Origin of the sequence: Pauljensenia sp. UMB3104, from assembly GCF_030217285.1 — a bacterium.
Taxonomy (GTDB): Bacteria; Actinomycetota; Actinomycetes; order Actinomycetales; family Actinomycetaceae; genus Pauljensenia.
In genome coordinates this window covers 20,693-41,334 of the sequence record NZ_JASONN010000018.1, presented here as the reverse complement: position 1 = coordinate 41,334, position 20,642 = coordinate 20,693, and the positions used below count along the sequence as shown (strand labels likewise).

The window sequence follows — 20,642 nt, the reverse complement described above, 5'->3', positions numbered from 1 at the left end:
TCACCCACTACATCACCCGCTGCCTCCTCGAAACCGGCGGATTCAGACCCCAACTACACCCCCAATTATGAAGAGCCGGTTATCTTTCCATGTCATGAATAAGGTAATTGTTGAACTGTGTTCGGAATCGTCAACAATAATGCTCTGCCCCTTGCACCTTGTTCCATTATTTGCGCTGACGCGAAAGCGAACTCCGACGGTATTTGGTGGAATCGTTCCATCTTGCGATGAAACTGCTTCAAGACGAAGTACCTCCTGTACTGTTACTGAGTTTCCATATGACCAGCCATTTGTATACATTTCTTGAGTATTGGCAATGTGGTTCTTTGCAAAGTTCGATGATGGGTCAGACATATTGGCAAGTGGCTGGGTGTCGCCGGTATTCCAAGAATAGATCAGGAGTGTGAGGTAGTGTTCTGCGGCTGCTTCTGCGCCTCTTTCGGTGTTTTCCTTGGCCTCCTCAGGCAACTCAGGCTTGGTGTAGGTGTCTGCGGCGTATTGGGCGGGGCGTACGAGGACGCCGTCTGGGCCGATCTGGTAGCCGCCCGACATCGCCGCCTCGCTCGACACTGTTGGTGCGGGCGTGGGCTGGGCGGCGGGGGCCGTGGCAGCGACGCTGGGTTTTTCGCCCCAGGCTCTCCACCAGCCTTCGGCAACCCCGTTGATGTAGACGGCGAAGACGGCTCCTGCGGCGAGGCATACGTAGACCACGCGCATCGTCCAGTAGAACGGCTCGACGTGCAGCCATGCCCGAAGTCGGGGATGGGTGCCCGCAGGATGGGCGTCGTCATCAACCCCCGGGCCGCCACTGGCCTCAAAGCCCACGTCCTGCGACGCGGTGTCGCGCGGCAGCTGGTCCTCATCCGCGGTGTCGAGGTGGTCGAATAATGGTGGAACCGTCATGGCGTTGTACTCCTCCACGGTGAGGTGCCCTGCGGCGTGCCCCCGTCGTTGGGAGCGCGCCCTTCTGTTTCAGGGTACGCGCAGAACCGACACGAAACATCAAGAATGCGCAGTAACCACCATGCACGTTCTTCCACCCCGGCCGCACAAGCGTGCGCGCGACAACGCAACCCAGCCCCGACCTCGTCAATGAGTGAAGAAGATGTTATGGGGTGGTCGCCATGCGTGGCATGAATTTCGTATACGATATTTGTATGAGTGAGCGTCTTCTTCATGGAAAGTTCGTTAGTGACGAGCAGATTCAAGCGTGGGCTGATGAGGCTGAGCGCGGCTATGACCTGACCAAGCTGCCGCCTCCGCGTCCCGGCCGTCCTCCGGTGGGAAAGGGGCCAGGGGCAGCCGTCACAGTGCGTTTGGATGCGCAGACTCTCAACGCCCTTATGGAACGTGCTGCCCGCGAGGGGATCGATAGTCGTTCCGACGCGATACGCGCAGCCGTGCGCGAGTGGACCCATGTCGCTTAAACTCCACGCCAGCGCGCGCAAACATTTCGTGCGTGACCGGCTTACTGATGAAGCGGTCCGATATGCTTACGAGCACGCCTTGAACTCGCGGCCCCTCGATGATGAGAACGATCCAGGGCGCTGGCTCGTGGTGGGCATTGATCAATCTGGACGCGTGCTTGAGATGGTCGTCTTGATTTTCGATAGCGGTGGAGAACTTCTGATCCATGCAATGAAGGCACGTCCACAGTTTCTGGAGGAGCTTCGATAGCTCTGTTATCGGGTCTTGTTGGCGCGGGAATACGTCCAATGAGCGTCATTGTTCTCCGATCTGCACAGATCCGATCGGAGGATAGTCGCGTAACATTGTTGCTCCTTATCCACGGTTCGCCGACGTAAAGCCCGCCTTCTCCGGCGTCGTGCCCAGGCGCGCGGCGATGAGCTCCTTGTCTTCGTCGGACGCGAGGTCGCGGACCCACGAGGCGTAGGTGGCCTCGTCGGCGTGGACCTCCTGCGTGAACGGGTTGCGCCGCTTGGAGACGATCGTGCGCACGTGCGCCGCGAACACCCACACGTTCGCCACGAGGGCGGCAGCCGAGAGGATGAACATCGCCCAGGGGTTGTGCGCGCTGCGGTGGGCGAACATCGAATCCTGCATGAAGTGCGGGAACGTGAGCACGACGCCCGACCACAGCGTGAGCGTGTACGCCCGGTACTGGATCCACGCGCCTCTCCCGAACTTCATGAGCGCCGGGATCGTGCACGAGGCCAGCAGTGCCACGCCCGAGTACCACGCGCGGTCCGCCAGGCAGTTGTACACGTAGGCGAGGTTCCACAGGTCGTAGGCGATGATCCACCCGATCGTCAGATCGCCCCAGATGATGGCACGCTCCTTGCCCTTGGACACGAAGATCCCGACCCACCCGGAGATCGCGAGCAGGTTCAGGATTCCCGCGACGCCGTTCATGATGTTCCACGGCCCGCCCCACGTGACCATCCCCTGGGCGGGATCCACCCCGTGAATCCCGTAGCACTGGAAGTCGCGCACCACGGCCTCGGCGATGTTCACCGCCAGGATCGCGGGCGGGATGATGAGGTACCAGCGGTTGTGTCGCAGCCTGGGGAAGACCTGCAGGGCGACGAGGCACAGGGACCCCGCCAGCGCCGAGTACTGTTTCACGATCGGGAACCAGCCCGCCGAGGCCGTCCCCGCCGTCGAGTGCGGCCACCAGAAGATGGTCAGGGCGATGGGTATGACCACGAAGAGCGCGAGGACCACCCACATGTTGCGCTGGGCCAGCCATGCGGCGCCGGCGAGGAGCGCGACGACGAGGAGGAGCATCGCGTAGTCCCACCACTGGCCGACCTCGAAAAAGAAGAGCGTTGGGTAGTCCGGGGGAGTGATGCCGCCGCCCATCAGCGCTGCTCCTTGCCCCAATTGGGCAGGTAGGTGCGCTCCATCTTCTGGCGGATCTGCTCCTCCCAGGAGAATGTCGGCTCACGCCAGCCGTCGAAGTAGGAGGCGTCGACCTCGCTCGCCCACGGGCTGTCCGCGCCCGTCGGCGGCCAGGAGGGGTCGTCGGTGACGGGTGGGCGGATCTCGGTGACGGCCGGGGCGGACCGTCCGTAGCGGAACCACTGGGTGAAGGTGTCCTCGAACAGGGGAGTCCCGTCGTAGCGACCGGCGGGCGTGCCCGAGTTGAAGAAGCGTCCGCCCAGCATGCCGCGCATGAAGCGGCCTGTCAGGTGCTGCTTCTTCTTGAACTCGAGGACGCGCTTGACGTAGAGGTTTTGCAGGTGGGTCATGCACCCGCCGATGAACTCGATGTTGATCCAGTTCAGGGCCTTCATAGCGGGGGAGTCGGGCTCGTAGCCGATGCGCCAGTGGTTGATGAGGCGCGTGCGCCCGCCCGACAGGGGCACCATGTAGAAGCACCAGGCGGCCGCGAAGTGTGTCATCCCGGGGAAGCGGAACGCGTAGGAGCCGGGCGCTTTGGGCGGGTTCTTCGTGTCGACCCACTGGACCATGTACTTGCCGGGCACGACGTCCGCCCATTCCATCGACATGCCGTGGAAGTCGAAGGCCGCGATGTCGCCGGGCATCATCGAGTCGGGCTGCTGGAACTCCTCCTGGATCTCGTAGGAGTTGAAGAAGGGCAGGCGCGCGAAGACTCGCTCGAGGAACTCCGAGGAGAAGGATCCGGACTTTTCCGCGCCGATCTGCTTGAAGAGGCGCCACACCGCGTAAGCAGGCGCGTCGATCGTGATCGCGTAGGTCGAGGAGTAGCCGTTGTCGTAGTTGGCGTCGATGAGGTCGTCGCCCGGGTAGTGCCAGGCCTGTTCCTCGGGCGTGGCCTTGCCGCTGAGCTGGCTGAAGGCGTACATGCCTCCCAGGAGCGCGGTGGTTCCGGCGAGGCCGGCAGCGCAGAGGGTACGACGGGGTAGGCGTGTCATGGGTCCTCCTCCTTGAGGAATTGACGAGGGGCGCCCGCGCTAGCGCTGGCCCGTGTGGAGCCCCGGAACGATGGGGATTCGACGGTGAACCCCGCACACTAGGTTAGTGTTTCGGATTATGATAGCCGACAACTATTAGCCTGGTTGTGCGTTCGAAGGAGAATGCCGTGGACTCGCTTTTCCTGTGGGAGCTGGGGACTCCCAAGGTGTATCTCATCTGGCTGCTGGTGCTCGCCGCCCAGATCGCCGTCGCGGAAATCAATCGGAGGTGGAACTGGACGATCTTCGCCGTGTGGACCGTGGGCGGCATCGCCCTCATGCCCTACGCGTGGATCCATGGGACGCCGATGGTGGGCTGGTTTCCGTTCGGCAAGTACGCGATCATGATCCTGACCGCCACAATGACGGGCACGGTGCTGGTGTACGCGAAGCGCAACCCGGTCAAGGCGCACAAGTACGCGATCTGGCTCGGCGTGGCACTGTGGATCGGCCTGGCCGTCAACATCATGGAGGCCAACATCCGCGACCTGACGATTTATGTCAACGCGGATGCGTACTACGCGTGCGGCGCCGACTGGCAGTGCCTGAAGGGCGTCAACGACGCGCACACGATCGACATGATCGCCGGCCTGCCCGAGGCCCGGGGAGTGAGCGCCGAGCTGCACTCCCAGCAGTGGTACCAGGAGGTCGCCGCCAACCTGGCCGAGCGCCACGTGGGCATCGACCCGGAGACGGGCTTCCGCACGATCGGCGGGTATTGGAACCTCCTGTCCGCTGCGGCCGGCCTGCTCAACATCATCACGATCACGGGCCTGGGTAAGATCATCGTTACCTCGCCCGGGAAGCGTTCCGTGCGAGGCCTCATCTGGGTGGACATGGTGTGGCCGTGGGTGATCGCCTACGACCTGTGGAACCACGCGTTCTTGTACAACTCCCTGGCCGACTACACGTGGTACTGCACGCTCGCCCTGCTGCTCGCCTGCACGATTCCGGCGTTCACGTGGGCGAAGGGGCAGTGGATCTGGTTCCGCTGCTTCACGCTGGTCTTCTGGATTTCCATGAACACCCTCCTGCCCGAGGTCTTGGTCCCTCCCTCGGACATCTTCAACTTCGCGACCATGGACCCGCGCGCGAACATCGCGTGTGCGGCCCTGGCGCTCGCGGCCAACGTCGCGCTGTTCGCCTACTGGCTGTACAAGATCGTGGTGTACAGGAGGAATCCGATCACGGGCGTCCTGTACTGCGAGCTCGCCGAGTTCCGCACCATCGTGCGTGAGCACTGCGATGACAAGGATAAGTATTTCCTCGTCGACCGCATCCCCGAGACGCCCGCGGAGCTCGGCTTCGAGCCCGAGTCACTGACCCCGCCGCCTGATGGGTATCGAGCCTGGATGCCCTGGTGGAAGGGAGAGGATAGACGGCATCCGTCAAAGAGGGGTGCTGGTTCGCGGTCGTAGATTCTCCTGCCGCGTCCCGCATTGCTGAGGCCTCCCCGGTTGGTCCGGGGAGGCCTCAGCCGTGTGCGTGCTAGTTCAGTACTGAGCTTGTCTCCTGATTAACTCGTGTGGAGCCGCGTTGTGGCACCCGGTACTTACTGGCACGATTGGCGGTGGCCCTTTGGGTTCCTTCCGATTTCTGTCTCAATGCACCTTATGGCGCTCGGTGCTAGCTAACCCGTCATGATTCAGGCCTGTCACGCACATGGGTGCTCACGTTTTAATGCACCTTTTGGTGCTCGGTGCTTTCTGACAAGGATTGGTTGGCTTCGGTGGGTCGTGACGAAAACGGGTCTTAATGCACCTCTTGGCGCTCGGTCCTTTCTGACCGTAATGCGTACATGTGGGGTGACCCTGTTGTCGACAAGTCTTAATGCACCTTTTGGCGCTCGGTGCTTTCTAACGAACAGATCAAGAACGCCAACCCCGCCGGATACAAGTCTTAATGCACCTTTTGGCGCTTGGTGCTTTCTGACGTCGGCCTCGCCGTCCCCACCATCCGCTCATACATCCTGTTTTAATGCACCTTTTGGCGCTCGGTGCTTTCTGACGGTGACTTCTATGGTCACGAATGGGAGGATCGCGACGGGTCTTAATGCACCTTATGGTGCTCGGTGCTTTCTGACGCGCAGCGTGCTGCCATTATCGCTAAGTACGAGAAGGAGTCTTAATGCACCTTTTGGCGCTCGGTGCTTTCTAGTGTGATTGTTGACTATCTGGGTATTGTCCCGTCTTTTGAGTCTTAATGCACCGTTTGGTGCTCGGTGCTTTCTAACCTATGACTGAACGGTCGATCAAGGTCACCCTGCGCGCGAAGTCTTAATGCACCGTTTGGTGCTCATCTTGCAGGGTTGTTAGAAAATGTCGCATGCAATTCGGCTGACAGTCCTTCAAGATTCGAAGTCAGAACGTTGAAGTTCTGCGGTGTCCTGGTGCTTGTTGATATGTGCTCTGGGGAATTGCATGCGAGATTTTGTGGCGCTCGGTGCTTCCTAACGATGGCCGCCGAAATCGCCGCAATTGGCCAGGAACACGTGTCTTAATGCACCGTTTGGCGCTCGGTTCTTTCTAACACAGAAGAAGGCTAAGCACCAGCGCTGGGACGCCGAAGTCCTAATGCACCGTTTGGCGCTCGGTGCGTTCTAACGAGTCGAATCTGCAGATGGAACTCTCGGCGGTCGGGGAGCCTTAATGCGCCTTATGGCGCTCGCTGCTTTCTAACTCGCGTTGAAGAAGATCAAGAAGCGCGCAGGAGACAAGTCTTAATGCACGTTATGGCGCTCGGTACTTTCTAACGCAACGCGGCAAACGCGTTCGTCGCCGCCGAAACCGGCGAGTCCTAATGCACCTTATGGCGCTCGGTACTTTCTAACCTCGAAAAGGGGTGGAGGACTACACCTCGTCTACAGGTAGTCTTAATGCGCCGTTTGGTGCTCGGTGCTTTCTCACTTTGTTCCTCTCTGCACTTGATACAGGCGAAATTCAGTCGTAATGCATCGTTTGGCGCTCGGTGCCTTCTAACTTGATCAGTTTGAGGAAAAGGTGATCGCTACCCAGATTCCGTCTTAATGCACCTTATGGCGCTCGGGCTTTCTGACCTGCCTGCTATTCCCGAGCTGACTCCTTATCCGACCCTGTCTTAATGCACCTTATGGCGCTCGGTGCTTTCTCGCAGGTGAAGGCTGCTCTCGAAGCGTCTACTGCCTCCCTCAAGTCTTAATGCGCCTGATGGCGCTCGGTGCTTTCTAACGTGCATCGACAGGCAAGATCGAGGACAGGCAGCGTGACTTGTCGTAATGCACCTTATGGCGCGCGATGCTTTCTAACTGGAAGAGTACTCCATCACGGATGACTGGTCCGATGGGTCTTAATGCGCCTTATGGCGCTCGGTGCTTTCTCACGATGCGAACGCGATGACTGACGGATACTGGGGCCGTGCGTCTTTATGCGCCTTATGGCGCTCGTTGCTTTCTAACCCGGAGAAGCCCGTTCAGTCGACCCCGGACAAGCCGGTCACGTCTTAATGCATCGTTTGGCGCTCGGTGCTTTCTCACGGCGCAAGGGTTCGCCTAAGAAGATGCTGGATTATGCGTCTTAATGCATCTTATGGTGCTCGGTGCTTTCTAACGTGCGATCGTTGAGTTTGATCCGGCGTCGTTTGTGGCGCCTTAATGCACCTTATGGCGCTCGGTGCCTTCTAACGGTGAAATTCGACTACCACCGCAAGACGATCACGCGTCGTTATGCGCCTTATGGCGCTCGGTGCCTTCTAACACGAGAGCATGGAGTGCTCGGCAACATCGGTTGCGTCGTCTTAATGCGCCTTATGGCGCTCGGTGCTTTCTAATAGCCCAAGCTCAACACAAAGAAACTGGTAGCGCTGTCTTAATGCGCCGTTTGGCGCTCGGCGCTTTCTAACCCTGCGTAGCATCGTGCAGCAGGGCGTGCAGGTGGGCCGGTCTGAATGCACTTTATGGCGCTCGGTGCTTTCTCACGGAGTGGCACCACACGTCAAAGCTCTACAATGAAACGTCTTAATGCACCTTATGGCGCTCGGTACTTTCTCACACGCCGCGAACGTGCAGTTCCAGGACGCTTACGAGTCTTAGTCTTAATGCACCTTATGGCGCTCGGTGCATTCTAACCTCCTGACGATCCTTGCCGACCGGCGTTTCCCCAACGAGTCTTAATGCACCTTATGGCGCTCGGTACTTTGTCACAAGCTGGAGGCCGTTCTCGACAAGTCCTCAGCTGGCAAGTCCTAATGCGCCTTATGGTGCTTGGTACTTTCTAACCATGAAGGGCTGGGTTCAGACGACGGTTGCTCCCGGCACGTCTTAATGCGCCTTATGGCGCACGGCGCTTTCTCACCGAGGACAAGCTCAAGCGGTCAGAGAAGAAGAACGGCGCGTCTTAATGAGCCTTATGGTGCTCGGTGCTTTCTAGCGAGTGTGAGTCGGATTACGAGGCGCAAATAGGGGTCATGTCTTAATGCGCCTTATGGTGCTCGGTGCTTTCAAACGAGTGGCTGATCGGACGTTGCTACCCGCGCGTGAAGTCTTAATGCGCCATATGACGCTCGGCGCTCTCTCACCTGTGCGCGCGCGTACTACAACCCGGCTGCGGCGGTCCGTCTTAATGCGCCTTATGGCGCTTGGTACTTTCTAACCTTCTCCTACTGGAACAACACCGACCGTGACGAAAACGTGTCTTAATGCACCTTATGGCGCTCGGTGCTTTCTAACGGAAAGCTACCGCCCCATCTACTACACGCAAGACGAACTGTCTTAATGCACCTTATGGTGCTCGGTGCTTTCTAACTGTTCAATCAGACGATCAACCAGGACCCCGAGCATCGTAAGTCATAATGCACCTTATGGTGCTCGGTGCTTTCTAACCTGGACGAGGAACTCGCCCGCGCAATCCTTATCGGCGATGGGTCTTAATGTGCCTTATGGCGCTCGGTGCTTTCTAACTCGCCAATCAGCGATCCTTAGGTTGGCCGGCGCGTTCGAGTCTTAATGCACCTTGTGGCGCTCGGTACTTTCTAACGTGCAATACCTGTACCCGATCATGGATCGACTCATGGCGTCTTAATGCACCTTATGGCGCTCGGTGCTTTCTCGCGCGGGCTACATCAAGCGCACCGCGAAGCTCAACGTGTCTTAATGTACCTTATGGCGCTCGGTGCTTTCTCACTGCCCGGCGTGTCGCCCCCCCCCCTGTGACCAGGGGGAACGCCACGTCGGATCGCCAGTGGTCGAAAAAGCACCCCTTCGACCAGTAAGCACGAGGTCAGATTATCAGACTTTTCGTTGCGGCTACTTGTATCGCCAAGGACCGCCCGCAGGATGTGTGTCGCTCCGGAAATCGCTTTCCTCATCGGCGTGTCGCGCGGCCACAACACTCAACGCTTGTAGGGCAACCACAAGCTTGTTGAGCGGAAGGCACGACGATGACGACACTTGCCACAACCTCGTCCCTGAGAGAAGCAATCACCCCCGAGGCCCTCACTCGGCCAGACTCCGACTCCTCACAGCAGAGCCCAACCCCACCAGAGCGAACACCCCCACGTCGGGATGTCTCACTGATGACCAGCTGCGCGTCCTTGCCGCAAGCGACTGGGCCTCGCCACGCATGACTGCATTCGACACGAACACTCTCGCGACAGCTGACACCGTCACCCGCGCACTCCTGGCCGAATCGGTGCGCGAAACCCTCGAACGTCGGCTCACCGCAGAAAGCCCCCACGGCACCTACGACGACACGCGAGCAGGACACGACGCCTTCAGCAGAGGAGTCACCGACGACTACGACCACGGCAACCACCACCTCGCACGAGCCGCCCTCCGCTCAGCCGACCCAGGCCTCGTGACCCGAGCGAGCCTCTCAGCGCTGGCCCTGCCCGGCACCGACGCGCCCATCATCGACGGCCTCGCCCAGGCCTCGGACACCAACCCGATCGTGAGCGTCCTCGCCGCCGCGGTCCTGCTCGACCTTGACAGGTACGCCACGGGGCGAGGCCTGCGCTACTCACGCGTCGGAACCACCCTCATGCTCGCGGCACCAACCGAGCAACGCCTGACCGACGCGATCGACACCATCGCTGCCGTGGCCATCAACGCGGGCACGCGCGTATCGCTCGGCGCGACCAGGCCGTGCACGTCGTCGACGCGCCCGCTCACATGCACGCTTCGCGTCGCTCCCTCGCAGGCGTGCGCACCCTCGACGAAATCATGGGCATCGAAGGCGCGTGCTCCAACGCCTACTTCGACGCGCTCGCCGCGGCGTGCCTGCCGACGTCACTTTCAATGGGCGCAGCCGGCGTCCATCCCGCGACCTGCCCAACGCTGCCCTGTCCTACGGGTACGCCATCCTCCTGTCCGAATGCGTCGGCGCGCTGCACGCCGCCGAGCTCGAACCATCCCTCTGCATCGCGCATGCGCCCACCGACAAGCGGCCCAGCCTGGCGCTGGACCTCATGGAACAGTTCCGCCCACTCCTGGTCGACCAGATCGTCATGGCGCTCCTGCGCACGCGCAAACTCCGACCCGAACACGGCGTTCTCGAGGCCGAGGCCGGGGGAGTCTGGCTGGGCGCCGACGGCAAGAAAATCCTCGTCGACGCGTACGAGGCCGCCTGCCAGCGATCCATCACCGGTGCCCTCCCCGGATACTCGGGGTCGTGGCGCCGCCACATCACCCACTCCGCGCAGATGCTGGCACGCGCCATCACCGAACCCGACTACCAGTGGAGCGGAACAGCCTGGCGATGATCTACATCATCGCCTACGACATCGCCGACAACAACCGTAGGCTCCGCGTCGCCAAAACACTGGAATCCTGGGGTTACCGCATCCAAGAGTCCGTAATCCAACTCTGCCTCGACACCGCCACGCTCGCGCGCGTGCGCTCATCTCTGGCCGCCCTCATTTCAGAGGGCGACGACGTCGTCCACATCAACCCCATCTGCTCATCCTGCGCCGAACACGCCGACATACTCGGCGCAGCCATAGCGCTGGACGACGTGGGGTTGTGTCGGGGAGTGTGGTGAGGGGCTAGCGTCGCGGAGGTATGCGGATCGTGTAGCCCGTACAGGTGCACTCACTTAAGCATACGCTACGGCTTTCTACCTACAGACATAGGTTTCTCCCAGTTATCCGCAGCCAAAGATATGGGTGCTAAAGCGTGTCCTTTCTTTGAACGGCCGGTATTACTATCCGTTTCGTTATTCCATTTGTCTTCATTAAGATGCATATACCGAACGGGATGTTCGTCCGAATAGCCGATGCAAGAGCGCATGAATGCTTTTGCTGAAACTGTCTTAGAGAGCAGTTCGTAAAACTCTTGTGCCTGCTCAATGAACGAGTGATAGTCCCAACCTGAATTAGCGTCGGCGAGTAATTCGCTCGGAGCTCCAAAACATCCATCAAGGTCCTTATAGTCATTGACGAGGCCCCAGTGGTCCGTATCCTGCCCGGAGGTTCGATATATCGAATATTGGCGACAATCGACCTTAACTATGCCAAGGCCAAGGGCTTTTCCGGTGCCCATGCGCAGGTAAGCCGTTTGTCTGCTGTGTGAACTGCTTGCCCATGTACCGAGTTGCTCGGAATTTACGATTAGTATGAGCACGCGAAGTTCTGAAGTTGAGAGTCCTTCAAATCTAAGCGTGCAATCGAATGTCTGTTTTGAGGGAATCCATACGTTGATGCGAGTCTGAACTCGCATATTTGACGTATCAATATTATTGCCGCTCATAGAATCCTTGTAATGCTCATAAGTTGCGCGCTTTAAGAACCCGTCACGGCTCTCAAGATCTTGAGAGCGAAATGGGTAAGCGGCGGCGCCAAGCATGTCTCCCATTGAGTAATAGTATGGGCGATCCCTGCCACTAATCAACTTTCCATTCGCGTCTGTAAGGAAGCGTCTCGCTGATAACTCTTTAGGGGGTAAAAGCGGGTGCAACGCCGGGCGTTTCTTGCTTTGGAATTGAACGCTGTCGGTTGAAACGGATGAGATCGTGATGCGCCCTTTGAGTGCAACAGTGTTGGAAGTGGTGTCTGGAATCTGTTCTGCTGTAAAACCGAAGAGGTGATCTGCTGGTGATGCTTCGTCCGCTTTCGAAGCCGGGAGTATCTGCTGTGCCTTAGCGAGATCTCGGGGTGCGCGTGGATAATTGCGACGACCAACCTCCGTTGGAAATAGTTCGACAACTTTGTTGTTGATTATGCGTGCGTATGCAAGTAATCCGTTGTGATTGATTGCTTCTATGAGGCCGCGATTGTTGCGTTCGTATACGAAACGGCTAGCTTTCTCGGGGCGCTTCTCTTTTTCTTCGCTGTTGTATGCGTAGGAGAGTATTACGCGATCATACGTCGCGGCGATTTCTGGTGAGATGTTGATGCTCCGTTGAGATGAGCTCTCGTCAAAGAATATGCGTTCAGAGTTCTTTTTGCTGTATATTCTTTCGTCGGTTTTGAGTAAATCATCTGGAGTTGTTGCATAGAAGCAACCTTTGTATCCTCTTTCCATGTTCTGGTGAGAATTAGACTCTTCATCAGTTCGGGAGTATGTGTTATTGTCTAGACTAATTTTAGCTGCTATGTTCTCGGGGAGTTCAAGGGGCTCGTAGGTGCTACGCTTGTCGTCCCAAATTGCAGTAACTACATAGGTTGAGTCGACTGGTGCCGCCTGAAACCAGACCTGACTATTATGCTTAATTTCAAGGTTGGTATTCAGCCTTCTGCTACCATCAAATGTGTATACTTTGGCGAATCGTGCATTGTTAGGCCCATATAGTAGGGTGCCTCTATGTGTTCCGCTTTCGTATTCGCTATCTAGGCGAATTGGGATCAGACCGTTTGCTGCGGCAGGGTCTGCGCGATAAGTGAGTGTGTCGCTATGGTCCCCAAATATCCTAAAGCGGGATGCGGTTATTCGTTCGTAAGCATTTGCTATCATCCCTTTTATCATTGTTGCTGGTATTATGGGTTTTCCTGTTGTGGGGTCGATTTGTAATTCGATTTCCCTTGGTTGTCCCTCGGATCCGTCTTGTTTTCCAAAGATGAGCGCCGTCATAGTTTTGATCGTGAGGCGCATTTCTCCTGAGAATGTGTCGGCGGCAAGATAGTCCAATGTCATTGGTGCTCTATCTGCCAGGAAGTTACTTAGTTCGTTGTTGTCATTGGTTCTTGCGATGGCGGCGTTTTTGCTTGTTGGTGCCGAAGGTCTGATGACGGGAATTGAGTTGACGGATGAATGAAATTTGAATCTAGTTTCAGTCATGATTATTTCCACTCTCCTGTGAATAGCTGGTCGACTACGACCGTGTTTCCGTACTTATTTTCTTGTTGGATGAACTCGACTGTCGTCATCTGCTTGGTGGTGGCGTGTTCTTTGCTTTCGCCAGTCTGAGCGGAGGTGGCCTCCGAGGAAGAATCCGCATCACTGCCCTCTGCAGACTGGTGCTGCAGATAGCTCACCTTGCGGAACCACCCGCTGACAGTTTTTGACTCCGAGCTTTTGGACGTTGCCTCAGCCGTGTCCTCCGTGAGCGTTAGCTCGACGGCGCCCACGCCGTTTACCCAACGGAACTCGTGAGCAAGCGTCGAGTCTGCGTTGTCACTGCCAATAACCTGCCAGAGGCGGATCTCGTAAGTGCGTGAGTCATCGAAGTTTGCGGACTTTACATCCGGCACTCGGTGTGTACCGTTGGTTGTCCACACAATGCCGACGAACTCGTGGGCAGCAAATTTCGCATCGATATACGCAGCGAGCGCAGTAGCGTTATCGATTATGTGATTGGTGGTCGTTAGGTGGCAGGGGAGTAGGTTTGCTGCGCGACCGTGGTTATTGATATTTGTCTCGTTCATTGCTTGTCGCTCTCATTAGGCTTGGAGGCACCGTTTGTTGGCTCTTCGGGCTTTAGTAAACATTCAGCCCAATCCTCATATGAGGGTTGTTCCTCTGTCTTGTTTCTCAGATAGGCCAGAAGTGCTGTTGCGCCTCCGCGCGCATCGTCTTCACTGCTATCGTTGCGTTTCCACAAAGTCGCTTCTGCTGGAGTATTTACGACCTGACCATCAGCGCCAGACACGCTGAGGCTCGTTACCTCAACTTGGCCGTGGCCTCGGGTTGTCCTGCCTCCGAGCGGAAGCGTGCCCGCGCTGAGTTCTGCTAGGGCAATACACAGAAGACACCAGGATGCTCGGGCGAAGGGCAAACACTCATCGAGTGATAGGCCCTCGATACCCGACTCGGTCTTCACATTCTGAAGAAGACGTGCGGTGTCAACCTCGATCACGATGTCATTCCACGTGGCATGTGGATAGATCACCTCTTCGAACAGGAGGCCCTTGACAGCTCCGCCTGTCCAACGGTCGATTGCATTATGTGTCACCTTGATGGAAGGTCCGATGTTCTTTGTCGTACAGTCTCGGACTCGAACTGCCCCACGGTATTCGGTGGTACCGAACATGTAACGCACGAGCCGTGGTTCTTTGGCCAATTGCTCGTGAACATCGATAGGTACCTGGTTGCCATCGCTATCCGCCTGAGTGAAGCTCTCGACCTGTGATGGGGGATTATCGGCATACAGTACCGTTCGAGCGATCCGCGAACACCTGGAGCGCAGTGCCCCGCGAATTGAGGTGCCGGGGAGTAGTAGGGGATCCTTGCTGTCCTCCTCGTTCTTTCCAGCAGTCTTAGCTCTTAGGGGATGTTGGGTATTTCCTTTATCTGCTTGAGGGTCATGCACGAATACGCCCGTTGGTGAATTCCACCCGATCCGCACCGTCGTCGGGCGGAAGTGAGAGGGAAGAGAACCTCCCTGATTGTCACGGGGTCCTAGATCCGCCCACTCTCGAATCAGGTTGATGACTCTTTGCTCAGCCGAGGTTGCTTCTTCACCATCTTCCGCAAAAGCGGCGAGGATACTCTCCAGAATGCTTCGTGCAAAGGTTGCTTGTGCCTTGCGTACCTCGTGTGCATCGTCCGAATTTGTGGGTTCTTCAAATTGGCTACTGATCGACTTGTTCTTTCCAGGTAGCCCTTCGAAAGACACATGCGAGACATCGATAAAGCCGAGCCCCCCGCCTGTCCCTCCCCCAAGAGGGAGGACTCCCTCGCAGAGGTCCGTGATGGCCATGGTCAGCAGAAGGATAGCCGCTTGCAGGCGGATCTTGAAGCCTGGAAGCTCATAATCCTTGGCTGATGACGAGGGGGCTGGAAGTACGAAACCACCAGGGTCCTGGCGAATATTTCGGCAGAGTTGGGCGTGGTCAACGTCGATCTGAATCGAATCCCATGTGGCATGCGGATACAGCAGCTCCGAATACAACGCTCCGTGGGCAGCGCTTCCGGTGACTCGGTCGATCGCGTTGCGTGTGAGCTTTAGAGGCTTATCCTTTTCCTCTTGTGCTGGTATCTGCCCCTCGCAGTCGTGGACGCGGACCGCTCCCCGGTACTCGGTTGTCCCGAACAAGTAGCGCACGAGGATCGGATCTGCGGCGAGCTGCTTGTGTACATCCTCTGCCATCGTGAGTTCGTCGCAACCTTCGCTGTCACTGACGATGCTGCGAGCAATGCGAGAACAGTGGGACCGCAACGTGCCGCGGATCGACGTGCCTGGAAGCAGTAGCGAGGCCTTGTCCTTATGCGCGACTGTCGGATAAGTAGTATCCCCGTGATCGGCGCGATGCGTGTCATTGAGGTGCCAGTTGCGCAGTGGCGCTGCGGGTACCGTGTCCTCTTTCGAGGGTTTGATGCCGTCGGGTTTGTTCATTCCGACGAATAATCCCGACGGAGCCTGCCACTCAATCTTGATGGTGGTTGATCCAGATTGACGGTCCAGGTTCCGGTGAGGCTTGATGTCTACAGGCGAGTGCTGGTCGAGTATTTGAGCAAGAACGCTAGTTGAATCCCCCTTTTCGCTCTGTGAACTTGGGACGACTGCCAGCTTGTCATACCTAGCGTTCTCGTTGAGCGGTTCGATGCGCCCCCAACCGGATCCTGTCCTGCCTCCGAGGCTGATGCACTTGCCGTGGAGGAGTTCCACGACCGCTTGCAGGGCTTTCTCAACGAGCTCAGGGGGCGCAGGCGGTGTTCCCTTTGTTTCCTTGCTCGGTGTTGTGGACTCTGTATCCTCGTCTTCTGGGGGTTTGGGGGTCGGGTCCTGGGCTTCGGCACTGACTCGGATCTCGAAAGTCGTGTCTACGGGCAGGTACTCGTACGCGAAAAGTGCGCCGTCTGCAGCCCCGCCGGTGGCGCGGTCAATGGCCGTGCTCATGCGGTGGGGGAGTTCGCCTCTAGTGCGGTCCCACACCACGGCATGGTGGAAGGTGAGGGCGCTTGCCCGCAGCGGGAGAGATTCCTCGGTTCCGCCCCCACGTTGCTTTTTGCGAGTACCGACCTCCCGACGCATCTCACCGCCCCACAGGCTCTTGAGTTCTTCCTCGACGAAGTCAAGCTCATTCATGTGTTCTTCGAATGCGGCACGAATGGCTCCCTTGATGGAGCGACCCGGCAGGATCGCCTCACCCAGCCCATTGCGCACGAAAGCGTTCGGCTGCACAGTCCGGCCGTCCTCGTCGGTCATGGGGCGCACAGGTACTTCGTCGACGCCACCGGAGTGCAGCGCGGAGACGACGCGCACGCGGATCGTCATGTCGTAGCGGTAGATGGTCATGAGACAGCCTCCGTTGGTGCTGTAAAGCTCTTACGCTTGGTCTTGAATAAGGGCAGCGTCGCTTCCGCCAGCAAGGGGGAGTCCACGAGGAAGCGACCGTATCCCTGGGGCGTGAGCTCACCGACGCCGATATGCCCGAGTGTCTCGAGTGCCCCCAGATCGTCCGGGGAGATACGCACTTGGACTACTGAACCCGCTTGGATCGCCAGCCGCGTGGCGCGAGGTGCGTTATCCCGCGGCGACCACGAGTCCACACGCCGGTGCCGGATCGCAGTTAGAATCCGTTTACGATTCTTGTCGCCCGAGTCCTGATCGGGGCTCTCCTGAACGACCGTGACCGGAACGTTGGCCCGCCTGAAGGCAAGCTCCAGATCCTCAACGCTCCCGCCCGGTCCCAGAGCGCTCGACCGTGCGAGCACGTCGGATGTGAACCACAGAGACACAACCTCGGTGTGTTCAGAGGACGAGGCCTGGGGTCCCTCATCGGTGACAGGACCCTCTACCGGGGGCGGGGTGCTTCCCACGCGAGTGAAGGTGCTACCAACGGTGCAGCGGGCACGCCCGAAGGTCCCCGTGAGCTTGCGTGATCCGAGGAAGGCTAGCTGCTCAGCAATACCGAGGTCGAGCGTAAGAGGCGAAGCGACGGGTGTGGCATCGGTGCCGCGAAGCTCGCTCAGTAGCTGTTTCGACACGACAATCGAGGCGCGCAGCGTCAACCCGGCGGGCAGAGCGCGCACCAGGAACAGCTGTCCATCTTTCGCTGCGCCTGTCTCCGAATTGATCGCCGTCGACTGTCGACCAATCAGCGAGGGCTTCCCGATCCAACCCTCGACGGGAGTGCCGCTCGACTTAACGAATAGATAGCAGCCACGTGTGGGACTCGTGTGGTCTCCACATACCTGGTCGTCGACGGGGATATGCCTGTTGAAGAGCGTGCAGGGTTCTTTATCGCCTCGTTTGTCCTCGAGTTCGTCCTCGTGAACCTTCTCATTCTCCAGAACAAAAGGAACGGGCAATCCGGCCACCTCCTCGTAAACCGGTAGCGCATCGCTGATACGCAGGTCGCCGCTGACGATAGCGGAATTCACGAGGGCGTTGCCCTGGTAGTTCTTGCGCAGCAGCCCGTGCAGCCACGGGACCAACACGGTTCCGCGCAGGAAGTCCAACGACCGTACCTCGTTCGAGAAAGGGACCTCGTAGGAAACAACCGGAGACTCGAGAACGATGTCGAGGGACGTTGCGTACCAGGTCGTGTCACCGGATTCTGATTGCTGCGAATTGAGAATCGCGATGTCTTGTGGGCTGTTCTTCGAAAGATCCTTTGGCAGGTCTGGGACCTTCTGGAAGCTCTCACGAACGCTGTTCCGCAGGTGACCTGCAACGGTCTTTACGTCTGCCGATGAGTATGTGGGGCTGTCGCCGTTATCTTGGTTCGCCAGGATTCGTGTCAGCGCGTCGGCGGCTTCCTCTTTCCGCAGGTCAGTCTTCGTGTAGTCCTTGTCGCTGACCGCCACCATGCACTCGCCGTCACCTCCGCTGCGGCCCGAGCCGATGCCTCGGACCATGAGGCCCGCGACCCCCAGGAGGAAGTGTGCCGCATCGATCGTACGTTGATCGGAGATCTCAGCCCCGGCCTCCTCGATGAGCGTGAACGTGCCCGTGAGGACGCCGGCCGCCGCGCGCTCCGTGAAGCGCAGGAACTGGTCGCGCGCCGTCCCCGTCTGTGGGTCGATGGACAGGGACACCGTGTCGTGGATATGGATTGGCGAGGCCGGGGTGGCGTCCGAGAAGAGAACGTGGCGCGGGTGGGGGACAGAACCCTGCTTGCCGTCGGGGTCCTGGCCGAAGAGCCACAGGGCGAAGCTGGTCCACTTGCCCTCCTCTGGCCCGTCGAGGGCCCGCGCCGCCAGCATCGCCTGCTCGCGCAGGACTCCCGTGATGACCGTGCCGCGTACGACCGGGTCGTCGCCGCAACGCTCAATTTTTGAGTGCGTGCGCCCCGCGTGGCCCACGCCCGTGGACACGCCCCAGTCGGATGTGAACACGATGGTGACATGACCGCTTGCGGGGGTGGTGCTACTCGTCGTGGTTTCAGCGCTCACTTGGTACCTCCTGCGGTGGTCGCGCCTGACGCTTCGTCGCAAGCTATCTGTCCGTTGGCGTCTCGGGCTATCCGGCAAGCGATATACCCGTCAGGCAAGTTCTCGGACAGGTCGATCAGGTCCAGGAGCCACTTGATCTGCTCGAGGGACTCGCCAGCCTCATCAGAGCTCGACGAGCGAAGCAGGAGAAGCTTCAACTGTTTGACAAGGAGTCCAGCACGGGGTGCGTTCTGTAGCGCGTCGTCCCACTCTGTTGCCGCCTTTTCCGCCTTGCCTTCCGCGAGGAGCTTGACGATGCGATTTGCGCGGGCACGCGGGAATGGATCGCCGGTGGTCTGCGTGGGGTCGTCCGGTTGCTTGCCGTCGAAGACGGCGACCGCCTGGAGGACTCTCTTCCACTGATCCTGTGATTGTGGCGCTCCTCCGGAAGCCGCGGCCCTGGCTGCTTCCCCGTTCCGCTCCGGCGCGTAATGACCGACCAGGAAGGGACGCTGCATGCGACCCTTGTACTCGTTCAGCGTGTCCTCCGGGTCGAGGACCGTCGCGTCGCGCAGGACATGGAAGTCGATCGTCGAGCAGGGGACTTCCCGCTTCTTCTTGCCGAGCTTCTTTCCGCGCTTCACCAGCTCTTCCGCCAGGTCGTAAGCGATATGGAAGGGGAAGTTTCGGCCCACGATGGCTACGCCTGCCGAGGCCGTGAGGGGTCCGGGTTTTTGAATGATGTAGTCGCCGATTTCGAAGTGGTCCCGCTCTGGTGCGTCGGGCTTCTTTCCTCCAGCAACAATGGCGAGAACTGACAAAAGATCATCGTTTTTCGTGAGTTCCTCGTAATAGTGGATGTAGGCCTCCGCGAAGGGAATCGCGTAGCGTCCGTCTGTGTAGACCGTGACGTCGTCGCCGCCGACCAGCACGGGAACCACAGGAGGTCCCGGAAGTTTGTCTTCCCTCGCGATTACTGTGACCTTTTCCCAGGCCTTGGCTACCGCTTGCTTGACGACCCCGTCGAGGCGGTAGTTCACTTCCATGACGAACCACTGGAACCGGCCTTCATCAATGTTGCAGGGGTTATCTTTGTGGTTATACGCTGGTTCTTCGAGGGAATCGAGGTGACAACAGGCCCCTTTGAATGCCTCGCCGAGGTCACGCATGATCGCGCCCACTCCGTTACCGTCAATGTGAATCACGCCGACGGATGACAGTTCCGGAACAGCGTTGGCGGCGTCGCTCTCGTCGGAAGTGTCCTGGAATGCCTTCTCCAGCTGAAACGGGTCCTCGTACAGGTTCGCAATTGTACCCTTGGGATCTTCCGAAGTGCGCTGGCGTTTAACGACATCTTGAAGCTGGAGGTGACGTGCCGAACGCGACCATGCGCGCTTGGCGCGAGAGGGGAGCGACAGGGAACGGCCCTTGTCCTTTACTGTCTGTGTTGGAAGCTGCTTCTCCTTATCCGCCAGGAGTGGAACACCCAGGTCTTTCGCGTACTCCCGGATGCTTCCTTCGTCCTCATCGGTGAGCGGGGTTGAGGCAGGGAGAGCCGATTCTTCGGCTCTTTGAAGGAACGGCAACTGGGGGAATCGTGCCGCTGCGGGACGGCGGTTCAGTGAGTACTCCAAGAACACGTGATCAAGCTCTTGCAGGTCGTCCGCATCTACCGTACTGCATGACGCCTTGACGAAGACTCCCGTGACGTCGAGGCCTGGGGCATCGGTGAGGGCTCGGAGAGTGACCCTCCTGATCAGGTCCCTGGCCTTCGCCTTTGGCTCGTCTCCGTGTCCAGCGAACCGGACGATCACCTTGCCGGACGAGTCGGAAACCCAAAATGAGGTTGGAAGATCATCTGTATCGAGGATCTCTTTCGCTTCTTTCTTAACCCAATGGGACAGCAGCGTGATATCGAAGGATGCGCCGATCTGCTCACGCAGGCGGGGCGAGGAGAAGATGAAGGACTGATTGCTGTTCGTCTGCAGCATGACGAGGTAACTTGTCATCGTTGGATC

General features: G+C 58.6%; 12 protein-coding genes and 1 pseudogene. 5 read left to right on the top strand and 8 right to left on the bottom strand.

From position 1 onward, the window contains the following. Nucleotides 1-42 precede the first annotated feature (42 nt). Nucleotides 43-903, bottom strand: coding sequence for a DUF6318 family protein (locus QP415_RS08565; RefSeq protein ID WP_285099701.1), 861 nt, complete (start codon nucleotides 901-903; stop codon nucleotides 43-45). A 254-nt stretch (nucleotides 904-1,157) separates the two neighbouring features. Here QP415_RS08565 and QP415_RS08560 point away from each other — a divergent pair, with 254 nt between their 5' ends. Next, a complete protein-coding gene (locus tag QP415_RS08560) occupies nucleotides 1,158-1,427 on the top strand; it encodes a ribbon-helix-helix domain-containing protein (RefSeq protein ID WP_034475470.1) in 270 nt (89 codons plus the stop codon). After that, a complete protein-coding gene (locus QP415_RS08555) occupies nucleotides 1,417-1,677 on the top strand; it encodes a toxin (RefSeq protein WP_285099700.1) in 261 nt (86 codons plus the stop codon). Before QP415_RS08560 ends, QP415_RS08555 begins: the two co-directional genes overlap by 11 nt. A gap of 105 nt (nucleotides 1,678-1,782) precedes the next feature. Here the strand turns inward: QP415_RS08555 and QP415_RS08550 are convergent, their stop codons facing one another. Both QP415_RS08550 and QP415_RS08545 read right to left on the bottom strand, forming a co-directional pair. Continuing rightward, entirely contained in the window at nucleotides 1,783-2,823 is a 1,041-nt protein-coding gene (locus QP415_RS08550; protein WP_285099699.1) for a DUF5692 family protein, read from the bottom strand. Continuing rightward, nucleotides 2,823-3,860 (bottom strand): hypothetical protein, encoded by a 1,038-nt coding sequence (locus QP415_RS08545; protein ID WP_285099698.1) that lies wholly within the window; start codon nucleotides 3,858-3,860, stop codon nucleotides 2,823-2,825. Before QP415_RS08545 ends, QP415_RS08550 begins: the two co-directional genes overlap by 1 nt. A gap of 167 nt (nucleotides 3,861-4,027) precedes the next feature. On the opposite strand from QP415_RS08545, the gene QP415_RS08540 reads away from it, so the two are divergent. From QP415_RS08540 to cas2, 3 genes and pseudogenes are all read left to right on the top strand, one after another. Continuing rightward, the gene (locus QP415_RS08540; protein ID WP_285099697.1) at nucleotides 4,028-5,317 is read left to right on the top strand and encodes a DUF5692 family protein; all 1,290 of its coding nucleotides are present in this window, start codon (nucleotides 4,028-4,030) and stop codon (nucleotides 5,315-5,317) included. A gap of 4,724 nt (nucleotides 5,318-10,041) precedes the next feature. Then, nucleotides 10,042-10,631 (top strand): annotated as a pseudogene (gene cas1, locus QP415_RS08530) (CRISPR-associated endonuclease Cas1). Then, complete coding sequence (gene cas2 / locus QP415_RS08525) at nucleotides 10,628-10,909, top strand: CRISPR-associated endonuclease Cas2 (protein WP_285099695.1); 282 nt, start codon at nucleotides 10,628-10,630, stop codon at nucleotides 10,907-10,909. The pseudogene cas1 and the gene cas2 overlap by 4 nt, the downstream one beginning before the upstream one ends. 65 nt (nucleotides 10,910-10,974) lie before the next feature. Here the strand turns inward: cas2 and QP415_RS08520 are convergent, their stop codons facing one another. Genes QP415_RS08520 through QP415_RS08500 form a run of 5 tightly spaced genes read right to left on the bottom strand, consistent with a single transcriptional unit; the run spans nucleotide 10,975 to nucleotide 20,633 of the window. Next, complete coding sequence (locus tag QP415_RS08520) at nucleotides 10,975-13,143, bottom strand: RAMP superfamily CRISPR-associated protein (protein ID WP_285099694.1); 2,169 nt, start codon at nucleotides 13,141-13,143, stop codon at nucleotides 10,975-10,977. Between the two features lie 2 nt (nucleotides 13,144-13,145). After that, a complete protein-coding gene (locus QP415_RS08515; RefSeq protein ID WP_285099693.1) occupies nucleotides 13,146-13,730 on the bottom strand; it encodes a hypothetical protein in 585 nt (194 codons plus the stop codon). Beyond that, nucleotides 13,727-16,543 carry an RAMP superfamily CRISPR-associated protein gene (locus tag QP415_RS08510; protein ID WP_285099692.1) on the bottom strand — a complete coding sequence of 939 codons (2,817 nt, stop codon included), beginning with the start codon at nucleotides 16,541-16,543 and terminating at the stop codon, nucleotides 13,727-13,729. Before QP415_RS08510 ends, QP415_RS08515 begins: the two co-directional genes overlap by 4 nt. Beyond that, nucleotides 16,540-18,645 carry an RAMP superfamily CRISPR-associated protein gene (locus tag QP415_RS08505; protein WP_285099691.1) on the bottom strand — a complete coding sequence of 702 codons (2,106 nt, stop codon included), beginning with the start codon at nucleotides 18,643-18,645 and terminating at the stop codon, nucleotides 16,540-16,542. The genes QP415_RS08510 and QP415_RS08505 overlap by 4 nt, the downstream gene beginning before the upstream one ends. Continuing rightward, entirely contained in the window at nucleotides 18,642-20,633 is a 1,992-nt protein-coding gene (locus QP415_RS08500) for a hypothetical protein (RefSeq protein WP_285099690.1), read from the bottom strand. Before QP415_RS08500 ends, QP415_RS08505 begins: the two co-directional genes overlap by 4 nt. Between the last annotated feature and the right edge of the window lie 9 nt (nucleotides 20,634-20,642).

What these genes read in the sequence shown, in the direction of transcription:
- QP415_RS08565 (WP_285099701.1), bottom strand. Translation starts at nt 903, where the DNA reads ATGACGGTTCCACCATTATTCGACCACCTCGACACCGCGGATGAGGAC.
- QP415_RS08560 (WP_034475470.1), top strand. Translation starts at nt 1,158, where the DNA reads ATGAGTGAGCGTCTTCTTCATGGAAAGTTCGTTAGTGACGAGCAGATT.
- QP415_RS08555 (WP_285099700.1), top strand. Translation starts at nt 1,417, where the DNA reads ATGTCGCTTAAACTCCACGCCAGCGCGCGCAAACATTTCGTGCGTGAC.
- QP415_RS08550 (WP_285099699.1), bottom strand. Translation starts at nt 2,823, where the DNA reads ATGGGCGGCGGCATCACTCCCCCGGACTACCCAACGCTCTTCTTTTTC.
- QP415_RS08545 (WP_285099698.1), bottom strand. Translation starts at nt 3,860, where the DNA reads ATGACACGCCTACCCCGTCGTACCCTCTGCGCTGCCGGCCTCGCCGGA.
- cas2 (WP_285099695.1), top strand. Translation starts at nt 10,628, where the DNA reads ATGATCTACATCATCGCCTACGACATCGCCGACAACAACCGTAGGCTC.
- QP415_RS08520 (WP_285099694.1), bottom strand. Translation starts at nt 13,143, where the DNA reads ATGACTGAAACTAGATTCAAATTTCATTCATCCGTCAACTCAATTCCC.
- QP415_RS08515 (WP_285099693.1), bottom strand. Translation starts at nt 13,730, where the DNA reads ATGAACGAGACAAATATCAATAACCACGGTCGCGCAGCAAACCTACTC.
- QP415_RS08510 (WP_285099692.1), bottom strand. Translation starts at nt 16,543, where the DNA reads ATGACCATCTACCGCTACGACATGACGATCCGCGTGCGCGTCGTCTCC.
- QP415_RS08500 (WP_285099690.1), bottom strand. Translation starts at nt 20,633, where the DNA reads ATGACAAGTTACCTCGTCATGCTGCAGACGAACAGCAATCAGTCCTTC.